Origin of the sequence: Phenylobacterium sp. (genome assembly GCF_041919955.1) — a bacterium.
Taxonomy (GTDB): Bacteria; Pseudomonadota; Alphaproteobacteria; order Caulobacterales; family Caulobacteraceae; genus Phenylobacterium.
The window spans coordinates 1-14,583 of sequence record NZ_JAYRSU010000001.1 but is presented as its reverse complement, the minus strand read 5'-3'; the positions used below and the strand labels follow the sequence as shown (position 1 = coordinate 14,583).

The following is a 14,583-nucleotide window of genomic DNA, read 5'->3' as shown; positions in this document are numbered from 1 at the left end:
CGTCATCCCGGATCTTCCGGAAACTGCTTGGCCGCGTCGCAGATCTCGTACCAGGCCGGCTTGACCGACACCCATTCGTGGAAGCGGTTGCGCACCTGCGGGTCGTCGTCCAGGCAGTGGGCGGCGATCGGGAAGCTGTCGGCCTCCGAGGCGATCTCCCCCAGCCCCGTCCCGCACAGGCGGCAGAAGCAGCGGGCGTATTTGAACGGCGGCTGCGGCTCCCAGCACGCCACCTCCTCGCGTCCCTGCACCCAGGAGAGGGCCTCGCGCTTGACGATCACGAACGTCCCGGCCCCGGCCTTGCGGCAGCGCGAGCAGTGACACGTCCCCATCATGGTCGGCGGCGTGGCCAGCTCGAATCTCACCGCCCCGCAGTTGCAGCTTCCCCGGATCATTGTCGCCTCCATCCTTGAGCGCCCAATCTGCCGCCGCCCTCCTGCCAGCCGACTGTCAGCATGCGGCAAGCCCGCGCGACGATCCGCTGGGCCCGCGCCGGCCGCCTCCATACCCATTCCAAGATTGACCCTCAGACCCTGGCCCTCAATAAGTTCGGAAAACAGACTCGCGCGTCGAGGAAAGTCGGGGGACCATGAAGCGTTGCGGCGCCGCGGGGCGGATCGGGTTGTTTGCGGCCTGGTGTCTGGCGCTTGGACTTCCATCTCTCGCCTGGAGCGCCGAGCCCGCGTCGGGGGCGCCGACGAGCTTCCCGGCAGGCTTCTTCAGCCAGTACAATCCGACGACGGCGGCGGATATCGTGGCCCGCGTGCCGGGCTTCGACCTGCAGGACGGCGCCGAACGGCGTGGCTTCGCCGCCAGTTCCGGCAACCTCCTGATCAACGGCGAGCGGCCGAGTTCCAAGACCGCGCCCTCGGAGATCCTCAAGCGCATCCCGGCCGGCGCCGTGGTGCGGATCGAGCTGCTGTCGGGCGCCGACGCCGGATCGGACATCCGCGGTCAGTCCCAGATCGTCAATGTCGTGGTCGCCCCCTCGGCGCTGAAGGGCGGGGCGACGACCATTGCGACGGGCCTGCGCTATATCCAATACTCCAACCGCATAGGCTGGGCGTTCCAGGCGTCTCGCTCCTTCGCCTTGTCCGCCAACGCAGACCTGGCGGTGGACATCCAGGCGCCCAACACCCTGGGCCGCAGCGTGAACCGTGAAGTGCTGATCTCGGGCGCCGACGTCGTCCAGGGCTTCCGCTATCAGTACGGCCAGGCGCGCAACATGAGCCTGCAAGGTTCGGCTCACCTCAACTGGCGGGCCACGCCCCTGGATACAGTCAACCTCAACGTTCAGTACGTTCCTGTCTGGAACTCCGGCGTCAACGCCCAGTACGAATCGGCCGTGACCGGCGCCTTGCGCGCCCATGTCGAAGGCGAGACCCAGTACGACAACAATTTCACCACCGAGATCGGCGGCGACTGGGAACATCGCTTCTCGCCGGTCCTGTCGCTCAAGCTGATCGGCCTGATCTCCGACGCCAGCGTCGACCAGACCGACCGCTATTGGATCCATACAGCCCCGGCCAGCGACCTGCTGCGCACCCAGGCCAGGACCACCCGCAGCGGCGAACGCATCGCGCGCGCCCAGGTCAAGTGGAGCGCCCTTCCCGGCCATGCCCTGGAGTTCGGCGCGGAAGGCGCATTCAATTTCCGCGACACTACGCTCGACATCGTCAGCCAGGCTCCCGGCGGCCCGCCGGTCCGCGCGTCCCTGCCAGTGGCCAACGCCCGGGTGGAGGAGGTCCGCGGCGAGGTGTTCGCCTCGGATTCCTGGCAGGCGAGCCCGGCCCTAACCCTTGAGGCGGGCCTCAATTTCGAGTTCTCCAGGATCACCCAGACCGGCGACCAGCAGCAGGAACGCAAGCTCCACTATCTGAAGCCGCGCGTCTCGGCGACCTATGTGGCCAGCCCGCGAAACACCTTGCGCTTCAGCCTGCTGCGCGACGTCGCGCAGCTCGACTTCGCCGAGTTCAGCAGCGCGGTCGACTTCTTCAACGCCTCGGCCATCCAGGGCAATCCCGACCTCGTGCCCGAGACAGCCTGGAAGGCGCGGCTGGAGTGGGAAACCCGCCTGGCCAGCCGTACGGCCCTGACGCTGGCCGTATTCGCCGACCGCGTGCAGGACGTTCACGACCTCGTCGACATCGGCGGCTTCGACGCCTACGGCAACATCGGCGACGGTACGCGCATGGGCGTCGAGGTGCGCGGCTCCACCCCGCTCGGCTTCGTTGGCCGCCCCAACGCAGAGCTGCGTTTCAGCGGCCTCTACCAGCAGACCCGTGTCACCGATCCGATCACCGGCGAGGACCGCTCGTTCTCGGTCCCCGCCGAGCGCCAGGGCACGCCTTCCGGCTCGGCGACCTTGAACGGCGGCGCCAAGGACTGGGCCTATCTGGTGAATTTCCGCGACAACCTGCCGAACATCGCCTCGGCATGGGGCGCGACCCTCGTCCAGTGGGCCGGGCGGAACGAATACCGCCGCGCCGAGGCGTTCCACTACGTGCGCAAGACCCCGCGCCTCGATGTCTTCTTCGAGACGACCGCGGTCAAGCCGGTGACCATTCGCCTCTACGCCAACAACGTCCTCGTCTCCTCGGAGGACCGCACCCGCACCTTCTACGTCGGCGACCGGGCCTCAGGCGCCGTGCAACGCTACGAGGTGCGCGAGGGGCTCGGCGGCCCCGAAGGCTCCCGCACCTATGGCTTCCTGATCTCGGGACGGTTCTAGGCTGCAAATAAGTTTCAATTTGCAAGTCATAGGCCGTCTGCTAGACGCCCCTCGACCTGAGGGAGGCGAAGGCCATGAGCAGCTACCACCTGAACCGGCGCGATCTCGACTTCCTGCTGTTCGACTGGCTGAAGATCGAGGACCTGCTGGGGCGCGAGCGGTTCGCCGAGCATTCGCGCGAGACCCTGGCCGCCGTGCTCGACCTCAGCGAGGACCTGGCCGCCGACGCTTTCGTCCCGGCCTACAAGCCCGCCGACCAGCGCGAGCCCTGGCTCGACAATGACGGCGTCCACGTCATCCCCGAGATCGCCGACGCGGTCCGCGCCTACGCCGCCGCGGGTCTGACGGCCGGAAGCTTCGACGCCGATCTGGGCGGCCTCCAGGCGCCCATCGTCGCGGCCACCGCCTCCATGGCCTGCTTCATGGCCGCCAACATCTCGGCCTCGGCCTTCCCGATGCTGACCATGGCCAATGCGCGTCTGATCGCCACCTTCGGCTCGCCGGCCCAGGTCGAGGCCTTCGCCCGGCCGCAGATCGAGGGCGCGGCGCTCGGCACCATGTGCCTCTCCGAACCGCAGGCCGGCTCCTCGCTCGCCGACATTTCCACCCTGGCCCAGCCGGACGGCGAAGACGCGCTGGGCGCCCGCTACCGCCTGCGCGGCGGCAAGATGTGGATCTCAGGCGCCGACCACGACATCACCGGGAACATCGTCCACCTGGTGCTGGCCAAGACCCCGGGACCGGACGGCAAACCCCTGCCGGGGGTGAAGGGCATCTCGCTCTTCATCGCGCCCAAGGTTCTGGCGGACGGCTCGCGCAACGATGTCGTCGTCACCGGCCTCAATCACAAGATGGGCTATCGCGGCATTCCCAACACCGTTCTGGCCTTCGGCGACGGCGCGCACACGCCGGGCGGCCGCTCCGGCGCGATCGGCTACCTGGTCGGCGAGGTCGGCCAGGGCCTGGCTCAGATGTTTCAGATGATGAACGAGGCCCGCATCAATGTCGGCCTCGGCGCGGCCATGCTCGCCTATCGCGGCTACCGCCAGTCGCTGGCCTACGCCCAGGAACGCCTGCAGGGCCGACCCGGCGGCGCCAGCGCGCCGGCCCCGATCATCGGTCACCCGGACGTGCGCGCCATGCTGTTGGCCCAGAAGGCTTATGCCGAAGGCGCCATCGCCCTCAGCCTCTATTGCGCCCGCCTGCTGGACGAGGAGCAGACCGGCGAGCCCACGGCCCGCGAGACCGCGCGGCGCCTGCTCGACCTCCTGACCCCCGCCGCCAAGACCTGGCCGTCCGAGATGGGCCTGGCCGCCAACGACCTCGCCATCCAGATCCACGGCGGCTACGGCTACACCCGCGACTTCGACGTCGAGCAGATCTACCGCGACAACCGCCTGAACCCGATCCACGAGGGCACGACCGGCGTCCAGGGGATCGACCTGGTCGGCCGCAAGCTGGCCCGCGACCCGGCCGCTTTGGCCGAACTCCGCACGCGGATGGAAGCGACCGCCGCAAAGGCGCAGGCCCATCCTGACCTCGCTCCTTGCGCCGCCGCCCTGCGCGCCGCGTTCGACCGGCTGGACGCCTTCGCCGGGACCATCGAGACCCCGCTCTCGCCCAAGGCCCTGTCCGGCGCCACAAGCGCCCTGCGCGCCTTCGGACACGCCGTCGTCGCCTGGCTCTGGCTCGACATGGCGACGGCCGCCAGGACCCCAGCCGCCGAAGCCCTGGGCGACGACGCCTTCCTCGCCGGCAAGGTCGCCGCCTGCCGTTTCTTCTTCGAGCAGGAAGTTCCCCGCATCGCCCTCTGGCTCGACCTGGCCGCGACCGGCTCGGACAGCGTACTGGCGATCCCGGACGAGGGGTTCTAGGACCGGAACTCCAGCCCGCGCCCTACGTTCGCCCTCCGGCAAGGAGGCGCCCATGACCGCCGTTCCCGACCCGCGCAAGGGCATGCCCAGTCCGCAGCTCGACGAGACGCAGTTCCGCGCCCGCTACCTCTCGGCCTTCGCCGACCCGGGCTTCGAGCCGCTCGCCGTCGAGCTGGAGAAGATCGTTCGCGTGGCGTGGGAAGCCTACAGCGCCGGCCGCAAGGCCCCGCGCACCCGCAAGGCCGGGCCCGGCTACGCCGATCCCGACTACGACCTGTCGCTGGACTGGATCGCGGCCAAGGAGGCCATCGCCGCCGCCCAGGCCCGCCACGACGACAAGGCCGGCCCCTGCCGCATCCTGCTGATCAACGGCTCCTCGCGCAGCGAGCACACCTGTCCGGGCGAGATGTCCAAGTCCTGGCGCCTGTGCGAGATCGCCCACGGCGAGATGACCGCCGAGGGACTGGAGGTCGAGGTCCTGGACCTCTCGCGCCTTGCGTCGGAGTACGGCCGCGAGATTCACCCCTGCAAGGCCTGCTTCTCGACCGCCCCGGCCCTCTGTCACTGGCCATGCTCCTGCTACCCGAACTACGGCCTGGGCCAGGTCCACGACTGGATGAACGAGATCTACCCGATGTGGGTCCAGGCCCACGGGATCATGATCGTCACCCCGGTGAACTGGTACCAGACCTCCTCGCCGCTCAAGCTGATGATCGACCGCCTGGTCTGCGCCGACGGCGGCAATCCCGACCCCACCCTCACCCACGGCAAGGATGCGAAGAAGGCCAAGGCCGAGGAGCTGAAGGGCTGGCCCTATCCCAAGCACCTGGAGGGCCGGGTGTTCTCCGTCGTCGTCCACGGCGACGTGGAGGGCGCAGAGAACGTCCGCCGCAGCCTCTCGGACTGGCTGCGCTTCATGGACCTCGCCCCCGCCGGCGTGAACGCCGAGCTCGACCGCTACATCGGCTATTGGGAGCCCTACGCGACCAGTCACGAGGCTCTCGACGCCGACACCGCGATCCAGGAGGAAGTCCGCAACGCCGCCCGCACCCTTGTCGAGGCCGCCAGGGCTCGTCACGCCGGCAAGCTGCTGATGGCCGGACGCCGCCTGAAGCCGGCGCGGCAGAAGTAGGGCCAGGCCGGGCGCGCCTTCCCCGCCACGCGCCGCCCGGCTAAGCTCTACCCTAGCGAAAGTAAGGGGCGGCGCGTGATTGTCGGTATTGACCTTGGCACGACCAACAGCGCGGTCGCGGTCTGGCGCGAAGGCAAGGTCGAGTTCATTCCCAACAGCCTCGGTGCCATGCTCACCCCGTCCGCCGTCGGCCTCGACGACGACGGCGCCCTGCTGGTCGGCCTGGCGGCGCGCGAGCGCCAGGCCACCCATCCGCACCTGACGGCCTCGGCCTTCAAGCGCTATATGGGCGCGTCCCGCCAGACCCGACTGGGCGGCAAGGACTATCTGCCCGAGGAGCTCTCGGCCCTCGTTCTCGCCAGGCTCAAGGCCGACGCCGAGGCCTATCTGGGCGAGCCGGTGCGCGAGGCGGTCATCACCGTTCCGGCCTATTTCAACGACAAGCAGCGCAAGGCCACCCGCCGTGCCGGCGAGCTGGCCGGGCTGAAGGTCGAGCGGCTGCTGAACGAGCCGACGGCCGCCGCCCTCGCCTACGGCATCCACGAGCTGGCGGACGAGACCCGCTTCCTGGTCTTCGACCTGGGCGGCGGCACCTTCGACGTCTCGGTGCTGGAGATCTTCGAGGGGGTGATCGAGGTTCGCGCCTCGACCGGCGACAACCGGCTGGGTGGCGAAGACTTCAACGCCGCCCTGATCGATCTGGTCCGCGAGCGGCTGCCGCCCGAATGGGGCCGCCCGGAAGCCGACGAGACGCTGCTGGCCCGCCTGCGCGAAGCCGCCGAGCGCGCCCGCCGCGCCCTGACCGGCCAGGGTGAAGCCGAGCTCGCGGTCACTTGGCGCGACCAGGCTTGGTCGACCTCCATCTCCACCGACGCCTACGAGGCGGCGGTGGCCTCGCTGCTGACCCGGCTGCGCGAGCCGGTGCAGCGTGCGCTGCGCGACGGCGACATCCAGGCCGGCGACCTCAAGGAAATCCTGCTGGTCGGGGGCGCCACGCGGATGCCGGTGGTGCGCAAGGCGGTGACCCGGATGTTCGGCCGCTTCCCGGCCAACAGCATCGACCCGGACCTGGCGGTGGTCGCGGGCGCGGCCGTGCAGGCCGCCCTCAAGGCGCGGCATGCGGCCCTGAAGGACGTCGTCATGACCGACGTCTGCCCCTACTCCCTCGGCGTCGACGTCGTGGAGATGGGGCCGAACGGCGTCCTGCGCAGCGGCGTCTTCTCGCCGGTGATCGAGCGGAACACCGTGGTGCCGGCCAGCCGCATGAAGGTCTTCTCCACCGCCCAGACCGGCCAGAAACTGGTCGAGTTCGGGGTCTACCAGGGCGAGGCGCGGCTGGTGGCCGACAATATCCGCCTGGGCAAGGTCTCCGTCCCTGTGCCGCCTGGCCGGGCGGGCGAGATCGCGATCGAGTGCCGCTTCAGCTACGACGTCAACGGCCTGATCGAGGTCGACCTCTTCGTGCCCCAGAGCGGCCAACGCCGCCAGCTCGTCATCGTCGACGAGGAGGACGGCCCGGCCCCTGACCTCGACGACCGCCGCGCCGCCCTGGCCGCTCTGAAGGTCCATCCGCGCGACGAGGACGCCAACCGCGCGGCCATGGCCCGGGCCGAACGCTGCTTCGAAGCGTTCCTCGGCGAGCGGCGCGCCTATGTCGCCCAGCTCATTCTTCGGTTCGAGGCCGCCCTGGAGCGCCAGGACCCGCGCCACGCCGACTCCGCCCGCCGCGAGCTGCTCGCTGCGCTGGACGAGCTCGAAGGCGAGACCTACCTGTGAGCGACGTCTGGAACGTGCTCGGCCTCGAGGCGACGCAGGACCGCAATGCGATCCGCCGCGCCTACGCCCGGCGGCTGCGCGCGACCCATCCGGAAGACGACCCCGACGGCTTCATGCAGCTGCGCGAGGCTTATGAGCACGCCCTGGCGTGGCTCGACCACGCCGAGGCCATGGCCGCCATGGAAGCCGCCGAGGCCTCCGACGCCATCGAGGCCGAGGACGTCGAATCCGGCCTGGGCCAGCCTGTGGAGGCGCAGCTTTCCGCCGGCCCCGAGCCCGGCCTCCCCGACGTCCAGGCCGAGCATCATCGCCGCGTCGCGCGCCTGGGCGAACTCGTCGCCGCCGAACAGCCCGCAGATCCCGCGCGCGTCGAAGCGGCCTTCGCCGACCTGCTCGCCTCGCCCGCGATGGACGAGATCGACACGGCGGCCAGCACCCAGGATTGGATCGCGCGGTTGATCCTGCACCACGCCCCGCATTCCGATCCTCTGGTCGGCCACGCGATCCGCGCCTTCGGATGGGACAGCCAGACGCTGCGTCCGCGCGATGGCGGCCTGGCCGACGCGGTCCTGGCCCGCGCCGATGACATCGCCCTGCGCGGCGATCTCCTGCGGCGAGCCAACCCGCACCACCGCGCCTTCGCCGCCCTGCGTCGTCCGGCTGCGGCGACCCCGCCGCTTCGCGAGCGTTGGTCGCCGGCCTTCGAGGCGCGCATGACGCAATTGCTGGCCACCGTGCTGCGGATCCGGCCTGGCCTGCAAAGCGACGTCGATCCGCAGAGCCTGGCCTTCTGGGCGCAGCGGCTCCAAGGCCCGCGCCTGTCCATGGCCGCCCGCTGGTTCGCCGTCCTGGCGCCGCTGGCGCCCGCGCTCCTTGTCCTGCTGCTCGGCGAGCCGTTGGCCGCCGCCGTGGTCCACGCCGCCGGCTGCGGCGCCGCTCTGCTGGCCGCGGCCGCCTACAGCTACGGCCTGGCGGTGCTCCGCGCCCGTTGGCGCGACGACTGGAAATGGCGCAGCCCGTGGTGGTGGCGGATCGGCTGGCTGCCGACCGGCCTGGCGGTGGTGCTGGCGTCGGGCCTGGCGCCTGACAACGCCTTCTCGGTCGCCGCGGTCGTCGTCGCCGGCTGCCTGCTGGCGGTCTGGGCGGCGGTGACCGGCGACATCGCCCGGCTGGGCTCCTGGCGAAACTGGCTCTCCAACATGGCCTGGCTTCAGGCGCCTCTGATCGGCTGCTGGGCGGTCCTGCAGGTTGCAGCCCCCGCTGCGGCCCCTGCGCCGTTGGCCTTCGCGGCCGCCGGACTGGCGCTGGCGCTGGTCCTGGCCGGCGCCGATCCTACCGAGCTGATCTTCGCAGAGGCCGCGCCGCGGGTGCGCGCCGCGATCCTGGCCGGCCTGTTGGTGGCCACGCTCGCCGCCGGGCTGGTGCTGCTCGCGGCTTGGCGCGGCGCGGCGCCCGCGCCCTTGGCCGCCGCTGCGACCGTCGCCGTGGTCCTGGCCCTGCGGCCGGCCGCGCCGATGCTCGGCGCCGACAGCCTGCAGTCGCGTTACTGGCTGATGCTGATCCTGCTGCTGCTCATGATCGCGCTCAGCGAGACCCTCGGTTGGCTGCTCGCCTGCGGTCTCTGGCTGCTGGTCGGCGCCGGCTTCACCATCGTCGCCTGCATGCTGGTCGAGCGCGACAGGCGGCGCGCCGAACTCGCCGCCGCCTGACGCCGGCCCTTACAGCCCGGCCGCGAACAGATCAACCTTGCCGATCTTCGTCCCATGCGCGCGCAGGATCGCGTAGGCCGTCGAGAGGTGGAAATAGAGGTTGGTGGTGGCGAACACGCTCAGCCACTGGCCGGTCGGCAAGGTCGGCTTCATGTCGCCGCCGATGGTGAAGGTCAGCGGAACCTCGTCGCGCCCGGCGAACTGCTCGGGGGTCAGGCCCGCCAGATAGGCCTTGGCCTGCGCGATCGCCGCCTTCAGGCCGGCGGCGTCCAGGTCGTGCGCGACCTCGGCAGGCAGTTCCAGCCCCGCCGCCCGCGCCGGCCACTGCTGGGCGAAGTTGGCCACCACCGCCAGCTGGAAGCTCAGCGGGTTCATGTCCTCGATCAGCCGCCAGCTCAGCATCTCGGCCTCGCCGACGCCCAGCTCGGCGGCGCGCTCGAGCCCCTTGTCCAGCAGGTGCGCCGCCGTGGCGAGCTGGCGCGAATACATGTCGACGAAGGTGTACAGGTTGACGCTCACGGCGCGGTCTCCTCCCCTCGGGCCGCCCTTCGCCGCCCGCTTGCGACGCACTTAGGAAGCTGCGCCGTTCAGCGCCAGGGCAAGGCCGGCCAATCCTCCTCCCCGATCATCCCGGCGAAGGCCGGGACCCAGATTCATCCACCGAGCTCAGAGGTTCAGACGTCCAAAGCACATCCCTACGACCTGGGTCCCGGCCTTCGCCGGATGATCGGGATTGGGGCCTAAACCACCGCCTCGCCCGCTACGGTCGTGCGGTGCATGACCCGCAGGTGGCCGTCATAACCGCCGTCGGCGTAGTGCACGGTGCAGCGGTTGTCCCACATCAGCAGCATCCCTTGCGCCCATTTGTGGCGATAGACGAACTCGTCCTGGGTCATGTGCGCGAACAGGAAGCCGAGGATGGCGTGGCTCTCCTTCAGCGTCATGCCCTCGATCCCCACCGTGTAGACCGGGCTGACATAGAGCGCCTTGCGGCCGGTGACCGGATGGGTGCGCACCAGCGGGTGGGCGATGGTCTTGTCGGCCTCGGGCGAGACGATGATCTCCATCGTCCGCTTGGCGGTCTCCTTGGCGAACACCCCTTGCGTGCCATACGCCCGGCTCGCCGAATGCACGGCGCGCAACGGCGCCAGCACCGCCTTCATGGCGTCCGACAGCGCGTCATAGGCCCGGGCGCAGTCGGCGAACAGGGTGTCGCCCCCGACCGGCGGCGTGACCTCCGAGCGCAGCAGGGTCGCGGCAGGCGGCTCCGCCTGGAAGCTCCAGTCCGAGTGCCATCCGGCCCCGAAATTGGTCGCGGTCTCCGTGGCCTCGCGGCGCAGCTCCAGCACGTTGGGATGGCCCGGCATCGGCTTGATGAACGGGTCGATCCCGAACGGCCCGATCTGCAGGGTGAAGGCCTCCAGCGCCTCCAGGCTCAGCGGCTGGTCGGGAAAGGCCAGCACCGCGTGCCGCGCCCAGGCGTCCTTCACCGCCGCCAGGTCCGCGCCCGCCAGCGGCGCGGCCAGGTCCAGGCCCGTGACCTGCGCCCCGAAACCGCTCTCCTGCGGCGTCACCGTGATGCCCATGCTCGTCTCCTCCGCGGCCGCGTGTCCCGGCTTGAGGGTCAGACTAGGCAAACGCATTTGATCCCGCGCGCCGTTCTTTTGACATTTCGCGCCAGATTGCTTGGCCGTTCGTGGCGCGCGGCTAAGGTGGCGGCATGAGCGGCGCCCTGACCATCATGACCGGCTGGATGAACGCGGCCCTCGACGGCCTGGTCGCCCAGGGGCTGGACCGCGCTGCCCTCACCGCCGGCCTGCGCGGTTTCGAGGCCGGTCGCGCGGCGGCCTCCTCCCGCGTCGACGTCTCGGCCGCCCGGCGGCTCTGGCGGCGCGCGGCCCTGCTCGATCCCGACCCTCTGCTGGGCTTCAAGGTCGGCGCGGCCCTGCCGATGCAGGCCAGCAACGTGGTCTCCATCCTCACCGCCCACAGCGCCACCCTCGGCCAGGCGCTTGAGATGCTGGTGCGCTACGGGGCCCTGGTCAGCGCCAGCGGCGGCTACCGCGTCCGCCGCGACGACGAAGGCCTGCACCTGACCTACGTCCCGGCCCCCGATCCGGTCGAGGTCAGCCGCCTGCAGGTCGAGTCCGTCCTCGCCACCACGGCGGCCCGCCGCTCTGCCTTCGCCTCCGGGGCGCGACCCTCCCGCGTGGTGCTGATGGCGGCGGGCGCCGCCCCGGCCCGTCTCTACGAGGACTACCTGGGCCTGCCCGTCGCCTTCGCCGAGCACGCCGGTCTGGTCTTCCCCACCAGCGCCCTCGCCATGCCGATCCCCGGCGCCGATCCGCGCCTGCTGGAGCTGAACGCGGCCTATGCCGAGGGCCTGCTGCACGCCCAGCGCCGCGCCGACGCCCTCTGCGACGAGGTCCGCGCCGTGGTCCGCCGGCAGGGCTTCGTTCCCGACGTCGTCGCCGTCGCCGCCGAGCTCGGCCTCTCGACCCGCAGCCTCCAGCGCCGCCTCACCGAGGCCGGCGCCAGCTTCACCGCCCTGCGCGACGAGGCGCGGATGACCGAGGCCATGCTGCTGCTGGCCCGCTCCCAGCTTCCCCTGCCCGACCTCGCCCGCCGGCTCGGCTATTCGCAGGAAAGCGCTTTCTCCCGCGCGGTTAAGGCCTGGTGGGGCAGCGCCCCCCGCGACCTGCGGCGCGATGCGGCCTAGGCCTTCGATGCCTCGAACACCGCCAGTTGCGCGGCGAACGCGCGCTGGTAGGCCGGGCGGCCCACGCCGCGGGCGATATAGGCCAGGATCGTCGGATGCTGCTCCAAGAGACCCGTCGGCTCCATCCGGCGCAGCACCGTCACCATCATCAGGTCGCCGGCGCTGAACTCGCCGTCCAGCCATTCGCTGTCGCCCAGCCGCGTGGCGAGCTGGCCCAGCCGGTCGTGGACGCGCCCGTCCAGCATCGGCAGGCGCTCGGCGTACCAGGGCTCGTCGCGCTCGACCACAAAGGCCAGCGAGCGCTCGTTGATCGGCGGTTCGACCGTGTTGAGGGCGGCGAACATCCAGCCGATCGCCCGCATCGGCGCCTGCGGCTCCTGCGGCAGGAGGCCCTCGTGCGTTTCGGCGATCCGCAGCACGATGGCCCCGGACTCGAACAGCACCAGGCCGCCTTCCTCATAGGTCGGGATCTGCCCGAACGGGTGCAGCGCCATGTGCGGCGCCTGCTTCATCGCGCTGAACGACACCAGCCGCACGTCATAGGGCTGGCCGACCTCCTCGAACGCCCAGCGCACGCGCATGTCGCGGGCCAGGCCCATGCCGCGGTCGGGCGAGGCTTCGAAGCCGGTGATGGTCGGGGTCATGTCTTCCTCCGCTCGGTGTCCGCCGAAGGACGAACGGGCCGCGGCGCCTCCGACACCCGCCGCGATTTTTCCTCCTCCGCCGCCGGCGGTCTGCGGCTTTCACCGGCAATTGGTCTGCCCTCGCCGGGCAAATCCGGCTAAACACACGCCCCGGCCTCAATCGGACCCTACGTCACGCGCAAACAGCCGTTTGCATCGCCCCCGTAACCTTGTAATCGAACCGCGCCATGACCTCTTTCGCCAATACGCAAGAAGACAAGCTGATCGCCCTGGTGCCGGACAAGAAGGTGTCTGTCCGCGAAACCTTCGGCGTCGACGTGGACATGACCGTGCCGGCCTTTTCCGAGCGCGACGCCCACGTGCCGGACATCGACCCCGCCTACCGGTTCGATCCCGAAACCACCAAGGCCATCTGCGCCGGTTTCGCCTTCGACCGCCGCGTCATGGTCCAGGGCTATCACGGCACTGGCAAGTCGACCCACATCGAGCAGGTCGCCGCGCGCCTCAACTGGCCGCTGATCCGGGTGAACCTCGACAGCCACGTCAGCCGCATCGACCTGGTCGGCAAGGACGCCATCGTCCTGAAGGACGGCAAGCAGGTCACCGAATTCCGCGAGGGCATCCTGCCCTGGTCGATCCAGCGCCCGGTGGCCCTGGTGTTCGACGAATACGACGCCGGCCGCCCCGACGTGATGTTCGTCATCCAGCGCATCCTGGAGGCCCAGGGCAAGCTGACCCTGCTCGACCAGAACCGCGTCATCCGCCCGAACCCGTTCTTCCGGCTGTTCTCCACGACCAACACCATCGGTCTGGGCGACACCACCGGCCTCTATCACGGCACCCAGCAGATCAACCAAGGCCAGATGGACCGCTGGTCGATCGTCACGACGCTGAACTACCTGGCGCACGACGTCGAAGCCGCCATCGTGCTGGCCAAGGCGCCGCACTACGACACCGCCGAGGGCAAGCGCACCATCGCCGCGATGGTGCGGGTGGCCGACATGACCCGCAACGCCTTCATGAACGGCGACATCTCGACGGTCATGAGCCCGCGGACCGTGATCACCTGGGCGCAGAACGCCGAGATCTTCGGCGGCGACATCGCCTTCGCCTTCCGCCTGACCTTCCTCAACAAGTGCGACGAGCTGGAGCGCGGCGCCGTGGCCGAGTTCTTCCAACGCGCCTTCGGCCAGGACCTCCCGGAATCCACCGCCCGCGTGCGTGTGGCCTGAGGCCTTCTCTCGGGCGGGACCGCCGGCGGCGCCAAGTCGCCGGCCCTCGCGGCGTGAATGGATTGTCCGGCCAGCCCAAGTCCGGCCGATATCCAGGACCAAGGTTCGCGCGGTCAGCACCGCGTCATGCGGCGCGCCTCCAACTTGTCGGCGAAGATGTCCGAACATAGGGCCAACCTCAACGTCCGAAACCGACCCGTTGCGGACAATCAGAACATCGGCTTGTGGAACCTGGACCTGGGGCTAAGCTAGTAACCATGCCCCACCAATTTGTGCCCGCTCCGGTGATTTTCGGCTGCTTGTTACTTACGTCTTGCTCGCCACGCGCGGATGTACTCGTCCGCCTACCTAGCCCGGACGGACGGCTGGATGCGGTGCATGCGCAGCCTAAGACCGGCGCGACCGCGGGCTTTGTCGATTGGGTCTACATCGTACCGCATGGCGCGAAACCCCAAGGCGAGCCAATCTTTGTCGCCGACAAGGTGAGCCCCGTCCTCAACATACAGTGGTCCGGTCCAAGCCTGACGATCAGGGCACAGACCGCGCGGGTGTTCACGTCGACGTCCGGGGCGAAGGTGGGGGGCAGCGTCGTCCCCATCCGAGTGCAGATCGCCAATCTGGAGGAGTGATGTCCGCTAACCACCGAGGCTGTGTGAAAACGTCGAAGCAGCTTAGCTTTTGAGCCTCGGACATGGGCTTTCGGGGGTGCGGATGGCGCGCTTCATCGAGGGTGAGGATCGGCGCCAGGGTGCGCTGCTTCCTGAGT

Annotated in this window: 11 protein-coding genes; 7 read left to right on the top strand and 4 right to left on the bottom strand. The window is 69.9% G+C overall.

Annotation, left to right across the window (positions count from 1 at the left end):
* Nucleotides 1–2: 2 nt before the first annotated feature.
* Complete coding sequence (locus ACE3T2_RS00055; RefSeq protein WP_374653401.1) at nucleotides 3–395, bottom strand: GFA family protein; 393 nt, start codon at nucleotides 393–395, stop codon at nucleotides 3–5.
* Nucleotides 396–589: 194 nt separating this feature from the next.
* On the opposite strand from ACE3T2_RS00055, the gene ACE3T2_RS00050 reads away from it, so the two are divergent.
* The 5 genes from ACE3T2_RS00050 to ACE3T2_RS00030 all read left to right on the top strand — a co-directional run bounded on the left by ACE3T2_RS00050 (nucleotide 590) and on the right by ACE3T2_RS00030 (nucleotide 9,222).
* On the top strand, nucleotides 590–2,731 hold the full coding sequence (locus ACE3T2_RS00050; protein WP_374653399.1) for a TonB-dependent receptor plug domain-containing protein: 2,142 nt from the start codon (nucleotides 590–592) through the stop codon (nucleotides 2,729–2,731).
* A gap of 74 nt (nucleotides 2,732–2,805) precedes the next feature.
* On the top strand, nucleotides 2,806–4,605 hold the full coding sequence (locus tag ACE3T2_RS00045) for an acyl-CoA dehydrogenase (RefSeq protein WP_374653397.1): 1,800 nt from the start codon (nucleotides 2,806–2,808) through the stop codon (nucleotides 4,603–4,605).
* 52 nt (nucleotides 4,606–4,657) lie between these two features.
* Nucleotides 4,658–5,737 (top strand): flavodoxin family protein, encoded by a 1,080-nt coding sequence (locus tag ACE3T2_RS00040; protein ID WP_374653395.1) that lies wholly within the window; start codon nucleotides 4,658–4,660, stop codon nucleotides 5,735–5,737.
* 75 nt (nucleotides 5,738–5,812) lie between these two features.
* Nucleotides 5,813–7,513 (top strand): Hsp70 family protein, encoded by a 1,701-nt coding sequence (locus ACE3T2_RS00035; protein WP_374653393.1) that lies wholly within the window; start codon nucleotides 5,813–5,815, stop codon nucleotides 7,511–7,513.
* On the top strand, nucleotides 7,510–9,222 hold the full coding sequence (locus tag ACE3T2_RS00030) for a hypothetical protein (RefSeq protein WP_374653391.1): 1,713 nt from the start codon (nucleotides 7,510–7,512) through the stop codon (nucleotides 9,220–9,222). Before ACE3T2_RS00035 ends, ACE3T2_RS00030 begins: the two co-directional genes overlap by 4 nt.
* A gap of 9 nt (nucleotides 9,223–9,231) precedes the next feature.
* On the opposite strand, the gene ACE3T2_RS00025 is transcribed toward ACE3T2_RS00030, so the two are convergent.
* Nucleotides 9,232–9,741: a DUF1993 family protein gene (locus ACE3T2_RS00025; protein ID WP_374653389.1), complete on the bottom strand. Its 510-nt coding sequence runs from the start codon at nucleotides 9,739–9,741 to the stop codon at nucleotides 9,232–9,234.
* Nucleotides 9,742–9,962: 221 nt separating this feature from the next.
* A complete protein-coding gene (locus ACE3T2_RS00020) occupies nucleotides 9,963–10,865 on the bottom strand; it encodes a TauD/TfdA dioxygenase family protein (protein WP_374653387.1) in 903 nt (300 codons plus the stop codon).
* A 77-nt stretch (nucleotides 10,866–10,942) separates the two neighbouring features.
* On the opposite strand from ACE3T2_RS00020, the gene ACE3T2_RS00015 reads away from it, so the two are divergent.
* Nucleotides 10,943–11,941 carry an AraC family transcriptional regulator ligand-binding domain-containing protein gene (locus ACE3T2_RS00015; RefSeq protein WP_374653385.1) on the top strand — a complete coding sequence of 333 codons (999 nt, stop codon included), beginning with the start codon at nucleotides 10,943–10,945 and terminating at the stop codon, nucleotides 11,939–11,941.
* On the opposite strand, the gene ACE3T2_RS00010 is transcribed toward ACE3T2_RS00015, so the two are convergent.
* Nucleotides 11,938–12,585, bottom strand: a complete 648-nt coding sequence (locus ACE3T2_RS00010; protein ID WP_374653383.1) for a glutathione S-transferase family protein — start codon at nucleotides 12,583–12,585, stop codon at nucleotides 11,938–11,940. The genes ACE3T2_RS00015 and ACE3T2_RS00010 overlap by 4 nt on opposite strands.
* Nucleotides 12,586–12,812: 227 nt before the next feature.
* On the opposite strand from ACE3T2_RS00010, the gene cobS reads away from it, so the two are divergent.
* On the top strand, nucleotides 12,813–13,817 hold the full coding sequence (gene cobS / locus ACE3T2_RS00005) for a cobaltochelatase subunit CobS (RefSeq protein ID WP_374653381.1): 1,005 nt from the start codon (nucleotides 12,813–12,815) through the stop codon (nucleotides 13,815–13,817).
* Nucleotides 13,818–14,583 lie beyond the last annotated feature (766 nt).